The following is an 18,221-nucleotide window of genomic DNA, read 5'->3' as shown; positions in this document are numbered from 1 at the left end:
CTCTGTCCATGACCCCGGATCCCGCCGCTTCCGCCCCCGCCCCCGCCCGTAGAGCCCCTGCCGGGGCCGCCGTCCTGCGCGCGGACGTGACGGAGGCGATCCGCGACGCGGTGGTGGAGGAGCTGGCCGCGGTCGGGTTCTCGAAGATGTCCATCGAGGGCATCGCCCGCCGGGCGGGGGTCGGCAAGACCGCGGTCTACCGGCGGTGGAAGTCGAAGCTGCACCTGGTGCTGGACCTGGTGGGGGCGTTCGCGGTGGACGGCCTGCCGGTGCCCGCGACGGGCTCGCTGTACGGCGACGTAAGGGCCCTGCTGGAGGTCATGTCACACGTGCTGCGGCACCCGGTGGCCTCCGCGGTGATCCCCGACCTGCTCGTGGAGGCGGCACGCAACCCGGAGATCGCCGAGGCGGTGCGCGGCGCACTGCTCGACGGGCAGCGCCGCATGGCGGAGGGGATCGTCTCGGCCGCGGTCGCCCGCGGTGAACTCGCGGCGGGCATCGACCCGGCCCACGCCCTCGACCTGCTGATCGGCCCGCTCTACTGGCGTCAGGTGGTCGTCCGGGACGCGGTCACCGGGAGCCACCTCGACGTGCTGGCCCACCAGGTGGTGGCGGGCCTCAGGGCGAGTTCCTAGAAGCTCCGGTTCCTGTCGGCTACGGCCATACGGGGGCGGCCAGGACCGGCGTCGGTGCGGGCGCCGCGGGGGTCGGGCGGCGGTCCTCCAGGGGGATGACCGCAGGCATCGGGGTCGTCTGCCCGAGGAAGACCCGGCGCACCACCCGCTCCGCCGCGTGCCCGTCGTCGTGCGTGCAGAAACGCGCGCGGAACGCCGCTCGCAGTTGAGCGGAGCGCGAGCCCTGCCAGTGGCCCGTGCTGAAGATGTCCACCAGCTCGTCCTCGGTCCGGGCGATCGCGCCCGGCGGGCACGACCGCAGGTCGAAGTAGGTGCCCCGGGCCGCCTCGTACGCCTCCCAGTCGTCCGCGTGGATCACGATAGGCCGGTCCAGCGCCGCGTAGTCGAACATCAGGGACGAGTAGTCCGTCACCAGCGCGTCCGAGGCCAGGCACAGCTCCTCCACCGAGGGGTGGGAGGAGACGTCGATCAGCCGTGGGTGCGGGTCGGGGGAGGGCGGGACGTCCGCGTACGTGAGGTGGGTGCGGGCCAGGATCGTGAAACGCGGGCCCAGGTCCCGCAGCACCCGCTCGAAGTCCAGGTGGTCCGGCCGGCTGCGCCGGTAGTCGCGGTGCGTGGGCGCGTACAGGACGGCGGTCGAGCCCGCCGGGATGCCCAGGCGCTCGCGCAGCTCCAGCACCTCGGCGGGACCCGCCCGGTGGAAGATGTCGTTGCGCGGGTAGCCGTACTCCAGCGTCGTGTAGGAGGACGGGACGGCCTTCTCCCACACCAGGGTGGAGTGCCGGTTCGAGGAGAGCAGGTAGTCCCACTGGTCGGCGCCGCGCAGCAGGCCCGCGAAGTCCGTCGTCGGGGTGGCCGCCGGGCGGTCCTGGAGGTCGAGGCCCACGCGCTTGAGCGGGGTGCCGTGCTGGGTCTGGACCAGGATCTGGCCCGGGCGCTTGACCAGGGCGCGGTCGAAGTTGACGTTCGTGACCAGGTAGCCGGCCCTGGCCAGGGCGGTCCAGTACGCCGCCGAGCCCGGGCGCAGCGCCGTCGTCTCGCGGGGCAGGGTCGGGGCGTGCTCCGGGTCGCAGATCCACGCCGTGCGCATCCGCGGCGCGAGCTCCCGCAGTTCGGCCTCGATCGCCGCCGGGTTGCAGGCGTAGCCGCCGTGCCAGTACGCGGAGAAGACCGCGAGTTCCGGGCGCACGGGCAGGAGGCGCTGGATCCGGTAGTGCAGGCGCAGGGCCGTCTCGCGCAGGCCCCGCCCCAGGGCCGCGGCCGCGCGGCCCAGCGCCGGTCCGCCGGCGCGCAGCGCCGACAACAGCCGGTAGGTGCGTCGGGTGCCCAGCCGCATCAGGGTGTGCCGGACCCGGTCGGTCCGCGACCGCGGCGGCAGGGCGTCGCTGCCGCCGGGGACGTGGTGGCGGCGCAGCAGGGCGCAGGCGCGGGCGAAGAACTCGGCCCGGGCGGCGCGCGGGAGGCGGCGCGGGTCGGCGTACAGGGCGCAGAAGTGCTCGGCCATCCGGCGGTGCAGGGTGGGGCGCCAGCGCTCCAGCTCGGGGCGGCCGGCGAGGTGGCCGAAGACCCGGTCGTACTGGTCGAACACGTCGAGGTGGCGGCGGCTGGTGGTGGTCAGGATCGAGCCGGTGCGCCGCTGCCGGTAGTGGACGCAGACCCGGTCCAGGACGGCGACGGACTCCGCGGCCAGCAGGGCCGGGTAGGTCCAGGGGGTGTCCTCGTAGAGGCCGGGCGGGAAGGTGAGGCCTTCGCGTTCCACGTACTCGCGGCGGTAGGCCTTGTTCCAGACCACCAGCAGCATGCCGAGGAGGGCCGGGCGATCGGCGAGCCGGAAGCCGGCCGGGCCCTCCTGCGACAGCCGGTGGGAGAGGCTGTTGCGGACGAGTTCGCCGGTCCAGAAGGTGCGCGCGTAGTCGTAGACCAGGACGTCCGGGGAGCCGGTGGCCTTCAGCCGGTCGGTGATGGCCTGCAAGGCGCCGGGGGCGAGGGTGTCGTCTCCGTCGAGGAAGACCAGGTAGTCGCCGGTGGCCCGCGCCAGGCCCGCGTTGCGGGCCGGTCCCGGACCCAGGTTGTGCGCCAGGTGGACGGCCGTCACCCGCGGGTCACGGGCCGCGTACTCGTCGATGATCGAACCGCAGGCGTCCGGGGAGGCGTCGTCGACCGCGATCAGCTCCAGGTCCGGGTACGTCTGCCCCAGCACCGAGTCCAGACTCTCCTGGAGGTAGGCCTGGACCTTGTACGCGGGCACGATGACGCTGAACCGGGGCACGGCACATCCAGGGGTCGGCGCGGGTATTCGGCCCAGGAACCCCCGGTGTGGCGATCGGGTTACGCGGTGTGTGGCAATCGGGTTACGCAGTGTCGGCGGGCCACGTCACGTGCCGTGCGGAGGGCGGAGGGCGGAGGGCGGAGGAGGGGGCCGGGGCGCCGGGGGCGGGGTCACTTGATGGCGCCGGCCATCACCCCCGAGACGAACTGCCGTTGGAAGGCGAAGAAGACGACGAGCGGGACGGCCATCGACAGGAACGCGCCGGGCGCGAGCACGTCGATGTTGTTGCCGAACTGCCGGACCTGCTGCTGGAGCGCGACCGTGACCGGCGGGTGCGCCGAGTCCGCGAACACCAGCGCCACCAGCATGTCGTTCCACACCCACAGGAACTGGAAGATGCCGAGCGAGGCGATCGCCGGTCCGCCGAGCGGCAGCACCACCCGGGCGAACAGCCGTAGTTCACCCGCCCCGTCCAGACGGGCCGCCTCCAGCAGTTCGCGCGGGATCTCCGCGAAGAAGTTGCGCAGCAGGAACACGGCGAAGGGCAGTCCGAAGGCGGTGTGGAAGAGGACCACGCCCGCGGTGGTCTCGAACAGCCCGATGGATCCGAAGAGTTCGGAGACCGGGATCAGCGCCACCTGCACGGGGACGACGAGCAGCCCGACGACGACCAGGAACAGCCAGTCCCGACCGGGGAACTCCAGCCAGGCGAAGGCGTATCCGGCGAACGCGCCCAGCGTCACCACCAGCAGGGTGGCCGGCACCGCGATCGCGAAGGTGCTGAGGAGGGAGCCGGTGATGGTGTCGTTCGTCAGCAGCCGCTCGTAGTTGTCGGCCGTGAGCCGTGAGGGCGCGGTCAGCACCTGCCACCAGCCGCCGTCGTTGAGGTCGGTGGGGGAGAGGAACGAGGACAGCAGCAGCCCGAGGGTGGGCAGCAGCCAGAAGAGCGCCGCCACGACCAGGAAGACGCGCAGGGCTCCCCCGGCGAGCCGGGCGGAGGCGCGCGCGGCGTACGAAGGCCCGGTGCCGGCGAGAACGGCGGACGAGGACCCGGACGAGGACCGGGCGGACGAGGGCCCGGCGGACGAGGACTCGGCGTGTGCGGGTCCGGCGGGCGAAGGTCCGGCCTGGGCGGGCCCGGCGTAGGTGGGCTCGGCCGCCTTCGGGTCCGGCGTCGCGTCGGTACCGCTCATCGGGTCCCCTCCTTGCGCAGCCGACGGATGTTCACGAGCATCACCGGGACCACCAGCACCAGCAGCAGCACCGCGATGGCGCTGCCCAGCCCCGGATCGGCGTCCGTGCCGAAGGAGGTCCGGTACAACTGGAGCGCGAGCACGTTCGCGTCGTCCTGGACCGCGCCCGGCGCGATCACGAAGACCAGGTCGAAGATCTTCATGACGTTGATGACGAGGGTGACCAGCACGACCGCCAGGACGGGCGCCAGCAGCGGGACGGTGATCCGCCGGAACACCTGCCATTCGTTCGCCCCGTCCACGCGCGCCGCCTCCAACAGCTCCCGCGGTACGGCGGCCAGCCCGGCCCCGATCAGCACCATCGCGAAACCGGCCCACATCCATACGTACGCCCCGATGACCGCCGGGGTGACCAGCGCCGGGCCGAGCCACTGCACCCCCGCGTACGCCTCCCGGAAATTGGCCGCGGGCAGCCGCAGCAGGGCCCCGTCGGCCTTCGCGGACAGGGCGAAGGTGCCGTCGGCGCCGGCGGTCGCGGTGTCGACCACCCGGCCGTCCTTGACCGCCTCGATCCGCATCCCGGAGAAGCCCTGCTCGGTCGGGTCGACCACGTTCGTCGCCCCGCCCCCGCCCCGGGTGAAGTCCTGCCAGACGGTGCCGGTGACCTTTCCCGGCACGGCCTCGGAGGTGCCCGCGGTGCGGGTCCCGTCCGGCAGCGCCTCCGGTGCCACCCCGACCAGCGGCAACAGCACCGGGGTACCCGCGCGGACGGGGTCGCGGGTGATGAAGGCGCCCCCGCCGGCGTCCGCGAGCGGCGAGTCCCGGCCCGGGCGGGCCTTGGGGAAGGCCGAGGACTCCGCGAAGGTGTCGTGGACCCCGACCCAGACCGCGTTGGCGACCCCGCGGTCGGGATCGTGGTCGTAGACGAGCCGGAAGATGATGCCCGCGGCCAGCATCGAGATGGCCATCGGCATGAAGACCAGCAGCTTGAACGCCGTTCCCCAGCGCACCCGTTCGGTGAGCACCGCGAAGATCAGACCGAGGGCGGTGGCCGTGGCCGGGGCGAACACCACCCACAGCGCGGTGTTCCCCAGCGCGGTACGGATCGTGTCGTCGCTCAGGATCTCCCGGTAGTTGTCACCACCGACGAAGGTGTCGCCGGAACGGTCGAAGAAGCTGCGGTAGAGGGAGTAGCCGATCGGGTGCACGACGAGCGCACCGAGCAGCACGAGCGCCGGGAGGAGGAACGCCGCCGCGATCAGACGGCGGCGCCGCGCCTCCGCGGACACGACGCCCTTCACGGCGGTGCGGGTGGTGGCGGCAGGGGCCGGCACGGGATCAGTTCCCGTAGGCCTTGGCCGCGTCCGCCTCCAGTTTCGCCTGGGTCCCCGCCACGTCCGACGGGTTCGCCAGGAAGTCCTGGAGCGCCTTTCACTCGCCGGCGCCCGGGGTTCCGCCGAAGGCCGCCGGGGCCTGGTCCGACATGTCGAAGCGGAAGTCGTCACCGGCGGCGATCAGCGCCTTGGCGATGTCCCGTTGGATGGCGTTCGGATAGGAGCTCGGGTTCACGGCCTTGTTCGGGGAGACGAAACCGCCCTGAGCCGCGTGGATCTCCGCCGCGTCCGGGGAGGCCAGGAAGGTCAGCAGGGCCTGCGCCCCCTTCGAGGGCTTCAGCGCGACCGCCACGTCACCGCCCGAGACCACCGGAGCCTTCGCGCCGACCGCCGGGAAGGGGAAGACGAGGGCGTCCTCGCCGACCTTGGCCTCCGTCTGGGCGATGTTCACCGCCACGAAGTCGCCCTCGAAGACCATCGCCGCCGCCGGTCGGTCGCCACCGGTGAAGGTCTGCGTCACCGACTTCGGGAACTCGGTGGACAGTGCCCCGCTCGGCCCGCCCGCCAGGAAGTCCTTGCGTCCGAACAGCTCGCCGAGGGTGGTCAGCGCCTGTTCGACGCTGTCGTCCGTCCACTTGATCTGGTGCTTGGCCAGCTGGTCGTACTTCTCCGGCCCGGCCTGGGAGAGGTAGATGTTCTCGAACCAGTCGGTGAGGGTCCAGCCGTCCGCGCCCGCCACCGAGACGGCCGGGGTGCCGGAGGCGGACAGGGTGTCGGCCGCGGTGATCAGTTCCTTCCAGGTCTTGGGCGGCTTCACCCCCGCCGCCTCGAAGGCCTTCGCGTTGTACCAGATCAGCGACTTGTTGGCGGCCTTGTAGTACACGCCGTACTGGGTGCCACCGACGGCGCCGAGCGTGCGCCAGCCCTTGGAGTAGTTCGCGTCGAGCTGGGCGGTGGCCTCCGGGCCCAGCGGCTGCGCCCACTTGTTCTCGACCGCCGCCGTCAGCGCCCCGACCTGCGGGAGCAGTGCCACGTCCGGCGGCGCACCGCCCGCGATCTTCGTGCCGAGGAAGGTGACGATCGGGTCCTGGGCCGGGACGAAGGTGACGGTGGCACCCGTCCGCTTCTCGAACTCCTTCAGGACCTTGGTGAAGTTCTCCTGCTCCGGGCCCGTCCAGACCGCGGCGACCTCGATCTTCTCGCCGGGCAGTTTCGGTAACTGCACCCGGGGCGCGGCCGTGCTGCCCTCGGGACCTCGCGGCTCCTGCGTCCCGTCGTCCCCGCACGCGGAGAGGGTGAGGGCGGCCGCCGCGGCGAGCGCCGTCCAGGTGAGTGTCGTACGGCTCGTTCCGTGCCTGCGCATGGTTCTGCCCCCGATGCCCGTGATGTGTCCTGGACCACAAGGTCTACGCCGAGCCGTGCGCCCCCGCAATACCGCCTCGCGGGGGCGCGTACGTGCGTCAGGGCGCGGGCGGGAACAGCACGGGTATCGCCGAGACCAGGTGCGAGGCCCGGTCCAGGGCGCTGGCCAGCAGTGCGAGGTCGGTGGGCCCGTTGCCCAGCTCACGTACCGGGCGGCGGGCCGGCGGATCACCCATCCGCTCCCACTCCACCGGGACCACCGTCGGCCGTTGGGTCGCCGTCCGGGGGATCCGACCGGTGACCCGGCCCGCCTGGAACGGCACCGTCCGGCCGTCGCCGAAGCGGAGCAGGCCGCGGCCCGGGCCCGGCTGGTCGGGGGCGTCGAGCTCCACGCGCAGGGTGGTCAGCCGGGCGAGCCCGGTGTCCGCCGTACGGTCCGGGCGGGCGCTGGCGGCCACCAGGTGCACGCCGAGGCGGGCGCCCTCGCGGGCCACCGCCTCCAGGGCCCGCACCACCGAGCCGGCGGCGGGGCGGCCCGTACTGCCCAGCCCCGGCGCGACCAGCGCGTCGAGGTCGTCCACGAGGACCACCAGGCGGGGCAGCGGGCTGGGCCCGGCCGGATCGGTACGGGTGCTCGCGGCCCGCAGCCGCAGGGTGCCGGTGCGCTGCGGGTCGAGGTCGCCGCGCTGCTCGCCCGGGGTGGGCCGGCGCGGCGCGACCATCCGGTCGGACACCTCGCGCTGCGCGTGCCACTCGGCGAAGGACAACTCCTCCAGCAGTTCGGAGCGGCGCTTGAGCTCCGCGCCGAGGGCCTGCGCGAACTCCCGCATGCGCAGCGGATCGGCGGCGACCAGGTGGGCGCAGACGTGCGGGAGTTCGGTGCAGGGCTGCAGCCCGTCGCCGCGCTCGCCGCCCGCCCCGTCGAGGAGGAGCAGTCCGAGCCGGTCGGGCCGGGCGGCCGCGGACAGCGACGCGGCCACCGAGCGCAGCAGCTCGGTCCGCCCGCTCCCGGCGGGGCCCTCGATGAGCAGGTGCGGGCCGTCGTGGACGAGCTCGGTGCCGACGGGGCCGCGGCGTCCGCTGCCCAGCACGATCTCGGCGAGGCCGCCCATGCCCTGCCCCTGGTCGGTGGCGGCGGCCCAACGGGCCATCAGGGAGGCCGGGGTGGCCCGGGCCAGCCCCAGCTCGTCCAGCAGCCGCGCGGTGGCGGGCAGGGTGGCGGCGGTCGTCCGGTACGGGTCGGCGGAGCCGCCGCCCTCGGCGGTGCGCAGCGGGGCCAGGGCGCGGGCGAAGCGCTCGGCCCAGGCGGCCGAGACGGCGTCGGAGGTCGCGGTGCCCCCGGACGGGACCGGTCTGCCGCCGTCGAGGGTGAAGGTGCGTACGGCCGTGGCCACGTCGCCGCTGAGCAGGGCGACCGCGCCGCAGTCCCGGAAGGCGGGGGCGCTCGCGCAGGCGGCCTCGTACGTCTCGGCGACCGGTGAGGCGGGGGTGGCGGCCGGGGCCTCGGCGAGCACGAGCACGTGGATCCCGGCGGCCGGGCCGTGCGAGGCGAGCCGGCCGGTGATGTCGCGCAGCGGGCCGGCTCCGGGATCGCCGTCGAGGACGAGGAGCGTGTACGGGCCCCGGTACGCGTCGGCGGCCTGCCGGATCTGCCCGGGGTCGGCGGCGGCCCAGTGCGTGCCGAGCGGACCCTCGTCGATGCGCCGGGTCAGCTCACTCGTACGGGCGACGGCCTGGTCGCGGTCGTAGGCGAGCAGGAGCCGGCAGTCCTGGCCGTGCGCCGGCCGTACGTGGGGCAGCCAGCCGAGCCAGCCCCAGTCGCGCCGCCGGTCGGCGAGACCGCGCGCCCGGTCGGCGGAGACGAGCACGATCTCCAGCTGCCCCGGCGCGTGCAGTGCCGCCAGCTGCGCGACCACCCAGCGGGCGGCCCCGGCCAGCCGGGCCCGCGGGCCGGCGAGCCCGAGGGCGCCGACGGCGAGCAGGGACACCCGGCTCCCGGCGCCGAGCCCCACGTCCAGCACGGCGGGATGCCCGGGCGTACGGGACCACAGACGCGCGGTGGGGCCCATCGCGGCCAGCAGCAGGGCGGCGGGATCGTCGGGGTGGGGTGCGGCGGGCATCGGTTCCTGGGGGGCCTCGACGGGTTCCTCGCCGCGCACCCACTTGCGGGCCCAGGCGCCGAGGCCCTTCCGCCGCCCGAGGCCGAGGCCGGGGCCGGTCGAGGGGCCGGTCGAGGGGCCGGTTCCGGGGCTCGGCGGCGCACCCTGCGGTCCGGCCTCACCCACGACGTCGGGGAGCTCGGGCGCGTCCGGCACCGGTCCGGGGGCGGCCGGATCCGCGCCGCCGGACGGACCGGCGAGGGGACCGGTGGGCGGAGCGGGGGCGACGGGCCGGGCGGAGATCGAGAGGTGGCCCTGGAGGTCCGGGGTCACCGCCAGCGCCGGAACGCCCGCCGGGGCCAGCCGCAGGGTGGACTCGCCGACCCGCAGCAGCGCCCCCGGGGGCAGGGCCACGGGCTGGGCCCCCAGCGGGGCGCTGTCCAGCGTGGTGCCGTTCGTCGAGTTCAGGTCGGCCACCGCGACCCGCCCGTCGGGGATCACCGTGACCGCGCAGTGCAGCCGGGAGACGTCGGGGTCGTCGAGGGGGACGTCGGCGTCGGCGGAGCGGCCCACCATGATCTGCCCGCTGTGCAGCAGGTGCACCCCGCCCGCGTCGGGTCCGGCGACGACGTGCAGCTGGGCCGCGCCGAGGCCGTCCTCCGGCAGCACGTCCGGCACGGGGCCGTGCAGCGCCAGCACCGCGCCGTCCACGAGCGGCGGCTCGCCGAGCACCCGCCGCTGGAGGTCGAGGCGCTCGGAGCCGGCGTACAGCACGACCGTGCCCCCGGTGTCGGGTCCGCCGACGGTCGCCGCGAGCCCGGAGGCGACCGCGGCCAGCACGGTGCCGACGGGCGCGGTGACGAGGACGTCACAGCTCGCGGGGGCGGTCGCGGTCTGGTGGCCGCTGCGCGACCCAAGGACGGTCAGCCGGATCTGCATCGCCGTCAGCGGTCCCTTCTGCGCGGTGCGCGGTGTGTGCGCCCGGCAGGGGAATCCCGTGACATGACCGTCCGGTCGCCCCCCACCCGGCACGGACGCGTCGTCCGGTCAGGTCTGCCCGGAAGGCGGGGCTCCCGTCCCGTGCCGTCCGTACATGTGCATCCTCGCACCTGTCACGGACAACACGCCCGGCACCCGGCAACAAATGATCTTGATGTGTCGGGACCCGGGTCGGACCCCGATCAGATCCGGCCACCAAGGCGGTGGAAGACGGGGAAAATCGCCTCCGGCATACCCCGCAAACATCACCCTCCGTACATATGTGCGGCAACCAACCTCCGCGGACCCGCGTCTTCCGAGGGGACACCCCCTAGAGTGGGCCGGAAAACCACTCAGCGGATCGACCACATTCAGACGACAGCATGGGAGCGCGAGACGTGCGGCCAGTCGGCAGCAAATACCTGCTCGAGGAGCCGCTCGGGCGCGGCGCCACGGGCACTGTCTGGCGTGCCCGCCAGAGGGAGGCCGCCGGCGCGGAGGCGGCCGTCGCGGGACAGCCCGGAGAGACCGTGGCCATCAAGGTCCTCAAGGAGGAGCTGGCCCAGGATCCCGACATCGTCATGCGCTTCCTGCGGGAGCGCTCGGTCCTGCTGCGCCTGACCCACCCCAACATCGTCCGGACCCGCGACCTCGTCGTCGAGGGCGATCTGCTGGCCCTGGTCATGGACCTGATCGACGGCCCGGACCTGCACAAGTACCTCCGTCAGAACGGCCCCTTCACCCCTGTCGCGGCGAGCCTGCTGACCGCCCAGATCGCGGACGCGCTCGCGGCCAGCCACGCCGACGGCGTGGTCCACCGCGACCTGAAGCCCGCCAACGTGCTCCTCGACGAGCGCGGCGGGCAGATGAAGCCGATGCTCACCGACTTCGGCATCGCCCGCCTCGCGGACTCCCCGGGCCTGACCCGCACGCACGAGTTCGTCGGCACCCCGGCCTACGTCGCCCCCGAGTCCGCCGAGGGTCGCCCGCAGACCTCCGCCGTCGACATCTACGGCGCCGGCATCCTGCTCTACGAGCTGCTCACCGGCCGCCCGCCGTTCGCCGGCGGCACGGCGCTCGAAGTGCTCCACCGCCACCTCAGCGAGGACCCGCAGCGGCCCTCGACCGTGCCCGAGCCGCTGTGGACGGTCATCGAACGCTGCCTGCGCAAGGAGCCCAACGAGCGGCCCAGCGCCGAGAGCCTGGCCCGCGGGCTGCGCGTGGTGGCCTCCGGCATCGGCGTGCACTCCTCGGCCGCCGAGGTGGAGGCCGCGCTCGGCGTCGGCGCCCTCCTCGCGCCCGACCCCTCGCCGGCCCCGGTCCCCGAGACCCCCGGCGCGCCCGCCGGCGGGTACGACCCGAACGGCATGACCAGCGTCCTGCCGCCGGTCGGCGCGGCCGACGCCACCTCCGTGCTGCCCATGGGGTCTCCCCGGCCCGGAGGGCCAGGGGAAGCGGCGGCCCCCGGGGCCGACCCGACCTCGGTGATGCCCCCGGTGCAGCGGCCCGACTCGCCGCATCCCTGGCAGTCGCAGATGCAGGCCGCCCGCGACCGCAACGAGCAGACGCAGATCCAGCGCCTCGACCCGAACGACGACCCGCTGCGCCGCCGCCCGCAGCGGCAGGCGCCGCCTCCGCCGCAGCACCGGCCCCAGCAGCAGCCGCCGCAGTACCGGCAGGGCCCGCCGCCCCCGCAGCAGCAGTACCAGCAGCCGCAGCAGCCGCAGTACCGCCAGCCGCCGCAGCAGCAGCAGTACGCGCCCCCGCCGCCGCAGCACTACCAGCCGCAGCAGCACCAGCCCCAGCCGTACCAGCAGCAGCCTCAGCCGCAGCAGCCCCAGTACCGCCAGCCGCAGCAGCAGCCCCCGCAGCCTCCGCCGCAGCAGCGGCCGGCCCCCCGGGAGCCGCGCGAGCCGCGCCGCCGCAGCGCCAACCCGGTGCGGATCCCCGGCCTCGGCTGCCTCAAGGGCTGCCTGGTGCTGATCCTGGTGTTCTTCGTCGCCGGCTGGCTGGTCTGGGAGCTGACCCCGCTTCAGGAGTGGGTCGGCACCGGCAAGGGCTGGTGGGACCAGGTCTGGACCTGGGGCTCCGGCGTCGTCGACTGGGTCAGCACGATCGGGGACTCCGCGGGCTCCTCGGGTTCTTCGGGGTCCGCCAAGCCCTGAAACGGACCCGCGTAGCTCCGACTTCGTGGATTTGTCGACTTCTGGGACACGATTTCGCTCGCAGAAGTGAAGGTCGCCGCGAATCCGGCCCCCTGCCGGCCTCCAATGCCCACCCGGCCGCGTAGCTTTGGTGCGTACGCCAGCCGCTGAGGGAGCAGTCGTGGCACGGAAGATCGGCAGCCGGTACACCGCGCACCAGATCCTGGGGCGCGGCAGCGCGGGCACGGTGTGGCTGGGCGAGGGGCCTGACGGGCCCGTCGCCGTCAAACTGCTGCGCGAGGACCTCGCGTCCGACCAGGAACTCGTCGGACGGTTCGTCCAGGAGCGCAGCGCGCTGCTCGGCCTGGAGCATCCGCACGTCGTGTCCGTCCGCGACCTCGTCGTGGACGGCAACGACCTCGCCCTCGTCATGGACCTGGTCCGCGGTACGGACCTGCGCACGCGCCTCGACCGGGAACGGCGGCTCGCCCCGGAGGCGGCCGTGGCGATCGTCGCGGACGTCGCCGACGCGCTGGCCGCGGCGCACGCGGCGGGGGTCGTCCACCGGGACGTCAAGCCGGAGAACGTCCTGCTGGACATGCAGGGCCGGCTGGGCCCCGGCGGTTCGCACCCGGCGCTGCTGACCGACTTCGGCGTGGCCAAGCTCATCGACTCCCCGCGGCGGGCCTCCACGGGCCGCGCCTCGGCCCCCACGACCCGGATCATCGGCACCCCGGACTACCTGGCGCCGGAGATCGTCGAGGGCCTGCCCCCAAGGGCCGCGGTGGACATATACGCCCTGGCCACGGTGCTGTACGAGCTGCTGGCCGGATTCACCCCCTTCGGCGGGGGCCACCCGGGCGCGGTCCTGCGGCGGCACGTGACGGAGACGGTCGTCCCGCTGCCGGGGATCCCCGACGAGCTGTGGCAGCTCATCGTGCAGTGCCTGGCCAAGGCCCCGGCCTCGCGGCTGCGGGCCTCGGAGCTGTCGGTGCGGCTGCGGGACCTGCTGCCGCTGCTGGCGGGCATGCCGCCGCTGGACGTGGACGAGCCGGACGACGCGGATCCGGACCCCGAGCCCGCGGAGGAACCGGCGGCCGACCCGGTCCGACGGCGGGGCGTGGTCCCGCTGGTGCCGGGCTCCGCGACCGACTCCAACCGGGACACCCACACCTCGATGCGCGTGCCGGGGCCGGACGAGCTGGCGGGCGGGGCGCTGGGCACCGCCCGGGTCCCGCGCCCGGCGGGCGGCCACCGCCCCGGCTCCGCCCGCCACCGGGCGGAGGCGGCCCGCAAGCGGCGGCTGGTCCTCTCGGCATCGGCCCTGGGCCTGGCCGCGGCGATCGGCCTGGGCACGTGGCTGGCCGTCTCGGGCGACGAGGCCCCGCCCCCGCAGGACGGCAAGCAGTCGGTTCCGCGGGTCCCGTAGCGCCGCAATCGCCGGCGAGGCTGAATGTTTCAGCCTCGCCGGCGATCGAGGCGCGGGTCCTGGCGGAGCCCGGAAGGCTCCGCCCGGCGGACGCGGTTACACCGAGGCCAGTTCCGGGTGCCAGCGCCGCGCCACGGCCGGGTGGGCGCGGACCCAGCCCTTCAGTTCGTTGCGGCCGTACTGGGCGTGCAGCGGGTTCGACTCGTCGTGCGCGACACCGGGGGCCGAGCGCAGGTATGCGCCCGGGACGGTCTCGATCACCGCGTCCAGCCGCGGGTTGTAGAAGAACGGCACCGAGTACCGCTCCACCGCGCCCGGCGGGCTGACCACCCGGTGGTCCGTCGCCGTCAGGTAGCCCTCGGTCGCGATCTCCAGCAGCTCGCCCAGGTTCACCACGAACGCGCCCGGCATCGGCGGTACGTCCAGGTAGCCGCCGTCGCGGACCACCTGGAGGCCGCCCACCGAGTCCTGCAGCAGGAGCGTCAGGAACCCGTAGTCCTTGTGCGCGCCGACCCCTTGGTCGGCGCCGGAGGGAGCCGATCCGGGGTAGCGGATCAGCTTGGTGTGCAGGTGCGGGCGGTCCGCGAAGGCCTCGTCGAAGAAGTCCGCCGGGGCGCCGATCGACACGAGGAGCTCCTGGAGCAGGCGGTGGGCCACCGCCGCGAGCCGGGACTGCCAGTCCAGGACCACCGTACGGAGCTCCGGGAGGGCGGCGGGCCACTGGTTCGGGCCCTCCAGCCACAGGAACGCCGGGTCGTCCGGTCCCACGACCGGCGCCGGGCGCTCCGCGCCGACGTCCAGCTGGTCCCGCCAGTCGGAGGCGCCGCCGGTCAGCTCGTGGCCGATCCGGGTGTACCCGCGGAAGTGCGGGGAGTTCAGATTGCTGACGGCGAGCCGGTCGGCTTCCGGGAGGGCGAAGAAGGCCCTGGTCAGCTCCAGGATGCGGGCGCTCTCGGCGGCGGTGACGCCGTGCCCGGTCAGGTGCAGGAAACCGGTGTCCCTGGCAGCCGCGTGCAGCTGCTTCAGGAAGCCGGCCCGCTGGGCCGGGTCGTCGGCCTGGGAGAGGTCGAGGACGGGGAGAGAGTGCGCGGACGGCATGACGGCTCCGTTTCGGATGTCACGGGGTCCTGTTCCCCAAAGGTGGTGGGGGCCGCGGGCGGGGGGAGGGTCTCCGACGGGGATGGTGCCGGGACCACGGGGCCGCGTACAGGACCAAGTCGGATCGTGGTGGATCAGGCTTGGGTTCGGTCCGGCGGCGGACAGCTCGTCGTCGTGACACGCATGTGGTCCACATGGCGGCGCTTGACGAGGAGAACGGTCATACGGAGAGCGTACGCCTGTGCGATCCATCATCAGAACGGGTGATTCGGCCTGCCCGGACGGCGTCCTCCGGGGACCGGCTACGCTGGACCCGTGGCAGTCGTCGATGTTTCCGAAGAGCTGAAGTCCCTCTCCTCGACCATGGGGTCGATCGAGGCCGTCCTGGACCTCGACAAGCTGAGGGCAGATATCGCCGTGCTCGAGGAGCAGGCCGCCGCGCCGTCCCTGTGGGACGACCCGGAGGCCGCCCAGAAGATCACGAGCAAGCTTTCGCACCTCCAGGCGGAGGTCCGGAAGACCGAGACCCTGCGGGGGCGCATCGACGACCTCGCGGTGCTCTTCGACCTCGCCCAGGAGATGGACGACGCGGAGACCCTGGCCGAGGCCGAGGCCGAGCTGGTGTCCGTCCGCAAGGCGCTGGACGAGATGGAGGTCCGGACCCTGCTCTCCGGCGAGTACGCCGAGCGCGAGGCCCTGGTCAACATCCGTGCCGAGGCCGGCGGCGTCGACGCCTCCGACTTCGCCGAGCGCCTGCAGCGCATGTACCTGCGCTGGGCCGAGCGCCACGGCTACTCCACCGAGATCTACGAGACCTCGTACGCGGAAGAGGCCGGCATCAAGTCGACCACCTTCGTCGTCAAGGCCCCGTACGCCTACGGAACGCTCTCCGTCGAGCAGGGCACCCACCGCCTCGTGCGCATCTCGCCCTTCGACAACCAGGGCCGCCGCCAGACCTCCTTCGCGGGCGTCGAGGTGCTCCCGGTCGTCGAGACCAGCGACCACGTGGAGATCGACGAGACCGAGCTGCGCGTCGACGTGTACCGCGCCTCCGGCCCCGGCGGCCAGGGCGTCAACACCACCGACTCGGCGGTGCGCATCACGCACATCCCGACCGGCATCGTCGTCTCCTGCCAGAACGAGCGCTCGCAGATCCAGAACAAGGCCAGCGCGATGAACGTCCTCCAGGCCAAGCTGCTCGAGCGGCGCCGCCAGGAGGAGAAGGACAAGATGGACGCCCTCAAGGACGGCGGCAGCTCCTGGGGCAACCAGATGCGCTCCTACGTCCTGCACCCGTACCAGATGGTCAAGGACCTGCGGACGGAGTTCGAGGTCGGTAACCCGCAGGCGGTGCTCGACGGCGAGATCGACGGCTTCCTGGAGGCCGGAATCCGCTGGCGCAAGCAGCAGGAGCAGACCGCGTAACGGCGCGACACGCGTGGAAGGGCCCGGACACCTGGTGTCCGGGCCCTTCTCGCGTGTGTGACGCGTATGTGATCGGTACGTGGCACGGAGCCACGGGCACCACGGCCGGGGCGGTGGCGGTCTAGGCGGTGTGCTGGGCCACCAGTACCAGAGCTGTCACGAGGACCACCATGAGCGCGATGAGTGTCACGGGGTTCAGGCCGGAGAAGGGGCCCTCCTGCTGGAGGCGCTCCCGGTTCGCCCGGCACACCGGGCAGCGGCCCTGGCTGACGGGTGCGGCGCAGTTCGCGCACACGAGCCGGTCATATGTCATGCGCTCCTCCTCTCGTCCCCTCGGTCTTCTGCTGCCTATAACGGCGTCGGGAACCGGAGCGTTCCCCCTACCACTGTGCCGGCTTCGCCGACATTCGGCGCGGCCCGTCCGGGCAATCACGGTCCTGAGCGCCGGCACGCCGGGATAAATCGGGCAAGTCAGGAGGCCGGGTCCCCACCTCGCGCCCGTTCGCGTATGGTCACGCACACCTACTCCCGGCGACCGTGGTGCACCCGTGATCCGATTCGACAGTGTCTCCAAGTCCTACCCGAAGCAGAGCCGCCCCGCACTCAGAGAAGTCTCCCTCGACATCGCGAAGGGCGAGTTCGTCTTCCTGGTCGGCTCCTCCGGCTCCGGCAAGTCCACCTTCCTGCGGCTCATCCTGCGCGAGGAGCGGGCGAGCCACGGCCAGGTGCACGTCCTGGGCAAGGACCTCGCCAAGCTCTCCAACTGGAAGGTTCCGCAGATGCGGCGCCAGCTGGGGACCGTCTTCCAGGACTTCCGCCTGCTGCCCAACAAGACGGTGGCCGAGAACGTGGCCTTCGCGCAGGAGGTCATCGGCAAGCCGCGCGGTGAGATCCGCAAGGCCGTCCCGCAGGTCCTCGAACTCGTGGGTCTGGGCGGGAAGGAGGAGCGGATGCCGGGCGAGCTCTCCGGCGGTGAGCAGCAGCGCGTGGCCATCGCCCGCGCCTTCGTCAACCGCCCCGCCCTGCTGATCGCGGACGAGCCCACGGGCAACCTCGACCCGCAGACCTCGGTCGGGATCATGAAGCTGCTGGACCGGATCAACCGGACCGGCACCACGGTGATCATGGCCACCCACGACCAGCAGATCGTCGACCAGATGCGCAAGCGCGTCATCGAACTCGAACAGGGCCGACTCGTGCGCGACCAGTCGCGCGGCGTCTACGGCTACCAGCACTGAAAGGTCCCTGAGACGCAATGCGCGCCCAGTTCGTCATGTCGGAGATCGGCGTCGGTCTCCGTCGCAATCTCACCATGACCTTCGCGGTCATCATCTCGGTGGGCCTCTCGCTGGCCCTGTTCGGTGGCTCCATGCTCATGAGCGAGCAGGTGAGCAAGATGAAGGGCTTCTGGTACGACAAGGCCAACGTCTCGATCTACCTCTGCAACAAGCAGGACGCCCTGGAGGCGAGCGAGGCCGCGACCAAGAAGGCCGACGGTTCGGCGGGCGGCTCCACGGGCGTCACCACCTGCGCCAAGGGTGCGGTGACCGAGGAGCAGAAGAAGCAGATCCAGGCCGAGCTCAAGCAGATGTCCCTGGTGAAGTCCGTCGCCTACGAGTCGGCGGACGAGGCGTACAAGCACTACCAGGAGCGGTTCGGGAACACGGCGCTCGCCTCCTCCATCACGCCCGACCAGATGCAGGAGTCCTTCCGCGTCAAGCTGAAGGACCCGGAGAAGTACAAGGTCGTCACCTCCGCCTTCGTCGGCCGTGACGGCATCCACACCGTCGACGACCAGCGGCAGGCCATCGACGACCTCTTCCGGATCCTCAACTACCTGAACATCGCCGCGCTCGCCATCATGCTGATCATGCTGATCGTGGCGCTGCTGCTGATCGTCAACACCGTGCGCGTCTCGGCGTTCAGCCGACGGCGTGAGACGGGGATCATGCGGCTGGTGGGTGCGTCCAGCTTCTACATCCAGGTCCCCTTCATCATGGAGGCGGCCGTCGCCGGCCTCATCGGCGCGCTGTTCGCCTGCGCCATGCTGATGTCCGGCCAGTACTTCGTGATCGACCACGGCGTCGGACTGCGGGACAAGATCCAGCTCATCGACTTCATGGGTTGGGGATCGGTGCTGGCCAAGCTCCCGTACGTGCTCTTCATCGGCCTCCTGATGCCCTCCATGGCCGCCTTCATCGCCCTGCGCAAGTACCTGAAGGTGTGACAAGCGCCCCGCGAGCGGTCCGGTCAAC

12 protein-coding genes and 1 pseudogene are annotated in these 18,221 nt (G+C 72.9%); 6 read left to right on the top strand and 7 right to left on the bottom strand.

What is annotated here, in order from left to right:
• Positions 1-8 precede the first annotated feature (8 nt).
• Complete coding sequence (locus OG624_RS16675; RefSeq protein WP_033224436.1) at positions 9-635, top strand: TetR/AcrR family transcriptional regulator; 627 nt, start codon at positions 9-11, stop codon at positions 633-635.
• A gap of 19 nt (positions 636-654) precedes the next feature.
• On the opposite strand, the gene OG624_RS16670 is transcribed toward OG624_RS16675, so the two are convergent.
• The 5 genes and pseudogenes from OG624_RS16670 to OG624_RS16650 all read right to left on the bottom strand — a co-directional run bounded on the left by OG624_RS16670 (position 655) and on the right by OG624_RS16650 (position 9,831).
• The gene (locus OG624_RS16670; RefSeq protein WP_371639545.1) at positions 655-2,904 is read right to left on the bottom strand and encodes a bifunctional glycosyltransferase/CDP-glycerol:glycerophosphate glycerophosphotransferase; all 2,250 of its coding nucleotides are present in this window, start codon (positions 2,902-2,904) and stop codon (positions 655-657) included.
• A gap of 170 nt (positions 2,905-3,074) precedes the next feature.
• The gene (locus OG624_RS16665) at positions 3,075-4,097 is read right to left on the bottom strand and encodes a carbohydrate ABC transporter permease (protein WP_326748178.1); all 1,023 of its coding nucleotides are present in this window, start codon (positions 4,095-4,097) and stop codon (positions 3,075-3,077) included.
• The gene (locus tag OG624_RS16660) at positions 4,094-5,398 is read right to left on the bottom strand and encodes a carbohydrate ABC transporter permease (protein ID WP_244290944.1); all 1,305 of its coding nucleotides are present in this window, start codon (positions 5,396-5,398) and stop codon (positions 4,094-4,096) included. The genes OG624_RS16665 and OG624_RS16660 overlap by 4 nt, the downstream gene beginning before the upstream one ends.
• A 37-nt stretch (positions 5,399-5,435) precedes the next feature.
• Positions 5,436-6,794 (bottom strand): annotated as a pseudogene (locus OG624_RS16655) (ABC transporter substrate-binding protein).
• A 97-nt stretch (positions 6,795-6,891) separates the two neighbouring features.
• Positions 6,892-9,831: an FtsK/SpoIIIE domain-containing protein gene (locus OG624_RS16650; protein WP_033224442.1), complete on the bottom strand. Its 2,940-nt coding sequence runs from the start codon at positions 9,829-9,831 to the stop codon at positions 6,892-6,894.
• Positions 9,832-10,268: 437 nt separating this feature from the next.
• Between OG624_RS16650 and OG624_RS16645 the strand changes: the two genes are divergently transcribed.
• Both OG624_RS16645 and OG624_RS16640 read left to right on the top strand, forming a co-directional pair.
• On the top strand, positions 10,269-12,035 hold the full coding sequence (locus OG624_RS16645; RefSeq protein ID WP_033224444.1) for a serine/threonine-protein kinase: 1,767 nt from the start codon (positions 10,269-10,271) through the stop codon (positions 12,033-12,035).
• A gap of 160 nt (positions 12,036-12,195) precedes the next feature.
• Entirely contained in the window at positions 12,196-13,443 is a 1,248-nt protein-coding gene (locus OG624_RS16640) for a serine/threonine-protein kinase (RefSeq protein ID WP_033224445.1), read from the top strand.
• 96 nt (positions 13,444-13,539) lie between these two features.
• Here the strand turns inward: OG624_RS16640 and OG624_RS16635 are convergent, their stop codons facing one another.
• A complete protein-coding gene (locus tag OG624_RS16635) occupies positions 13,540-14,541 on the bottom strand; it encodes an isopenicillin N synthase family dioxygenase (protein ID WP_033224447.1) in 1,002 nt (333 codons plus the stop codon).
• A gap of 315 nt (positions 14,542-14,856) precedes the next feature.
• Here OG624_RS16635 and prfB point away from each other — a divergent pair, with 315 nt between their 5' ends.
• Positions 14,857-15,966 (top strand): peptide chain release factor 2, encoded by a 1,110-nt coding sequence (gene prfB / locus OG624_RS16630; protein WP_033224449.1) that lies wholly within the window; start codon positions 14,857-14,859, stop codon positions 15,964-15,966.
• A 121-nt stretch (positions 15,967-16,087) separates the two neighbouring features.
• Here the strand turns inward: prfB and OG624_RS16625 are convergent, their stop codons facing one another.
• Positions 16,088-16,279, bottom strand: coding sequence for a hypothetical protein (locus OG624_RS16625; protein ID WP_030724207.1), 192 nt, complete (start codon positions 16,277-16,279; stop codon positions 16,088-16,090).
• Between the two features lie 235 nt (positions 16,280-16,514).
• Between OG624_RS16625 and ftsE the strand changes: the two genes are divergently transcribed.
• Together ftsE and ftsX are read left to right on the top strand one after the other, a co-directional pair.
• Positions 16,515-17,204, top strand: coding sequence for a cell division ATP-binding protein FtsE (ftsE, locus tag OG624_RS16620; RefSeq protein ID WP_030011324.1), 690 nt, complete (start codon positions 16,515-16,517; stop codon positions 17,202-17,204).
• 17 nt (positions 17,205-17,221) lie between these two features.
• Entirely contained in the window at positions 17,222-18,193 is a 972-nt protein-coding gene (ftsX, locus tag OG624_RS16615; RefSeq protein ID WP_030724208.1) for a permease-like cell division protein FtsX, read from the top strand.
• Positions 18,194-18,221 lie beyond the last annotated feature (28 nt).

The organism is Streptomyces virginiae (assembly GCF_041432505.1).
In the GTDB taxonomy this organism is placed as follows: domain Bacteria; phylum Actinomycetota; class Actinomycetes; order Streptomycetales; family Streptomycetaceae; genus Streptomyces; species Streptomyces virginiae_A.
The sequence above is the reverse complement of the archived record's forward strand: the minus strand, read 5'-3'. Positions and strand labels throughout refer to the sequence as shown.

Excerpts from the sequence above, each read along its gene's own strand:
- OG624_RS16625 (WP_030724207.1), bottom strand. The coding sequence starts at position 16,279 with ATGACATATGACCGGCTCGTGTGCGCGAACTGCGCCGCACCCGTCAGC.
- OG624_RS16665 (WP_326748178.1), bottom strand. The coding sequence starts at position 4,097 with ATGAGCGGTACCGACGCGACGCCGGACCCGAAGGCGGCCGAGCCCACC.
- OG624_RS16650 (WP_033224442.1), bottom strand. The coding sequence starts at position 9,831 with ATGCAGATCCGGCTGACCGTCCTTGGGTCGCGCAGCGGCCACCAGACC.
- ftsX (WP_030724208.1), top strand. The coding sequence starts at position 17,222 with ATGCGCGCCCAGTTCGTCATGTCGGAGATCGGCGTCGGTCTCCGTCGC.
- OG624_RS16675 (WP_033224436.1), top strand. The coding sequence starts at position 9 with ATGACCCCGGATCCCGCCGCTTCCGCCCCCGCCCCCGCCCGTAGAGCC.
- OG624_RS16635 (WP_033224447.1), bottom strand. The coding sequence starts at position 14,541 with ATGCCGTCCGCGCACTCTCTCCCCGTCCTCGACCTCTCCCAGGCCGAC.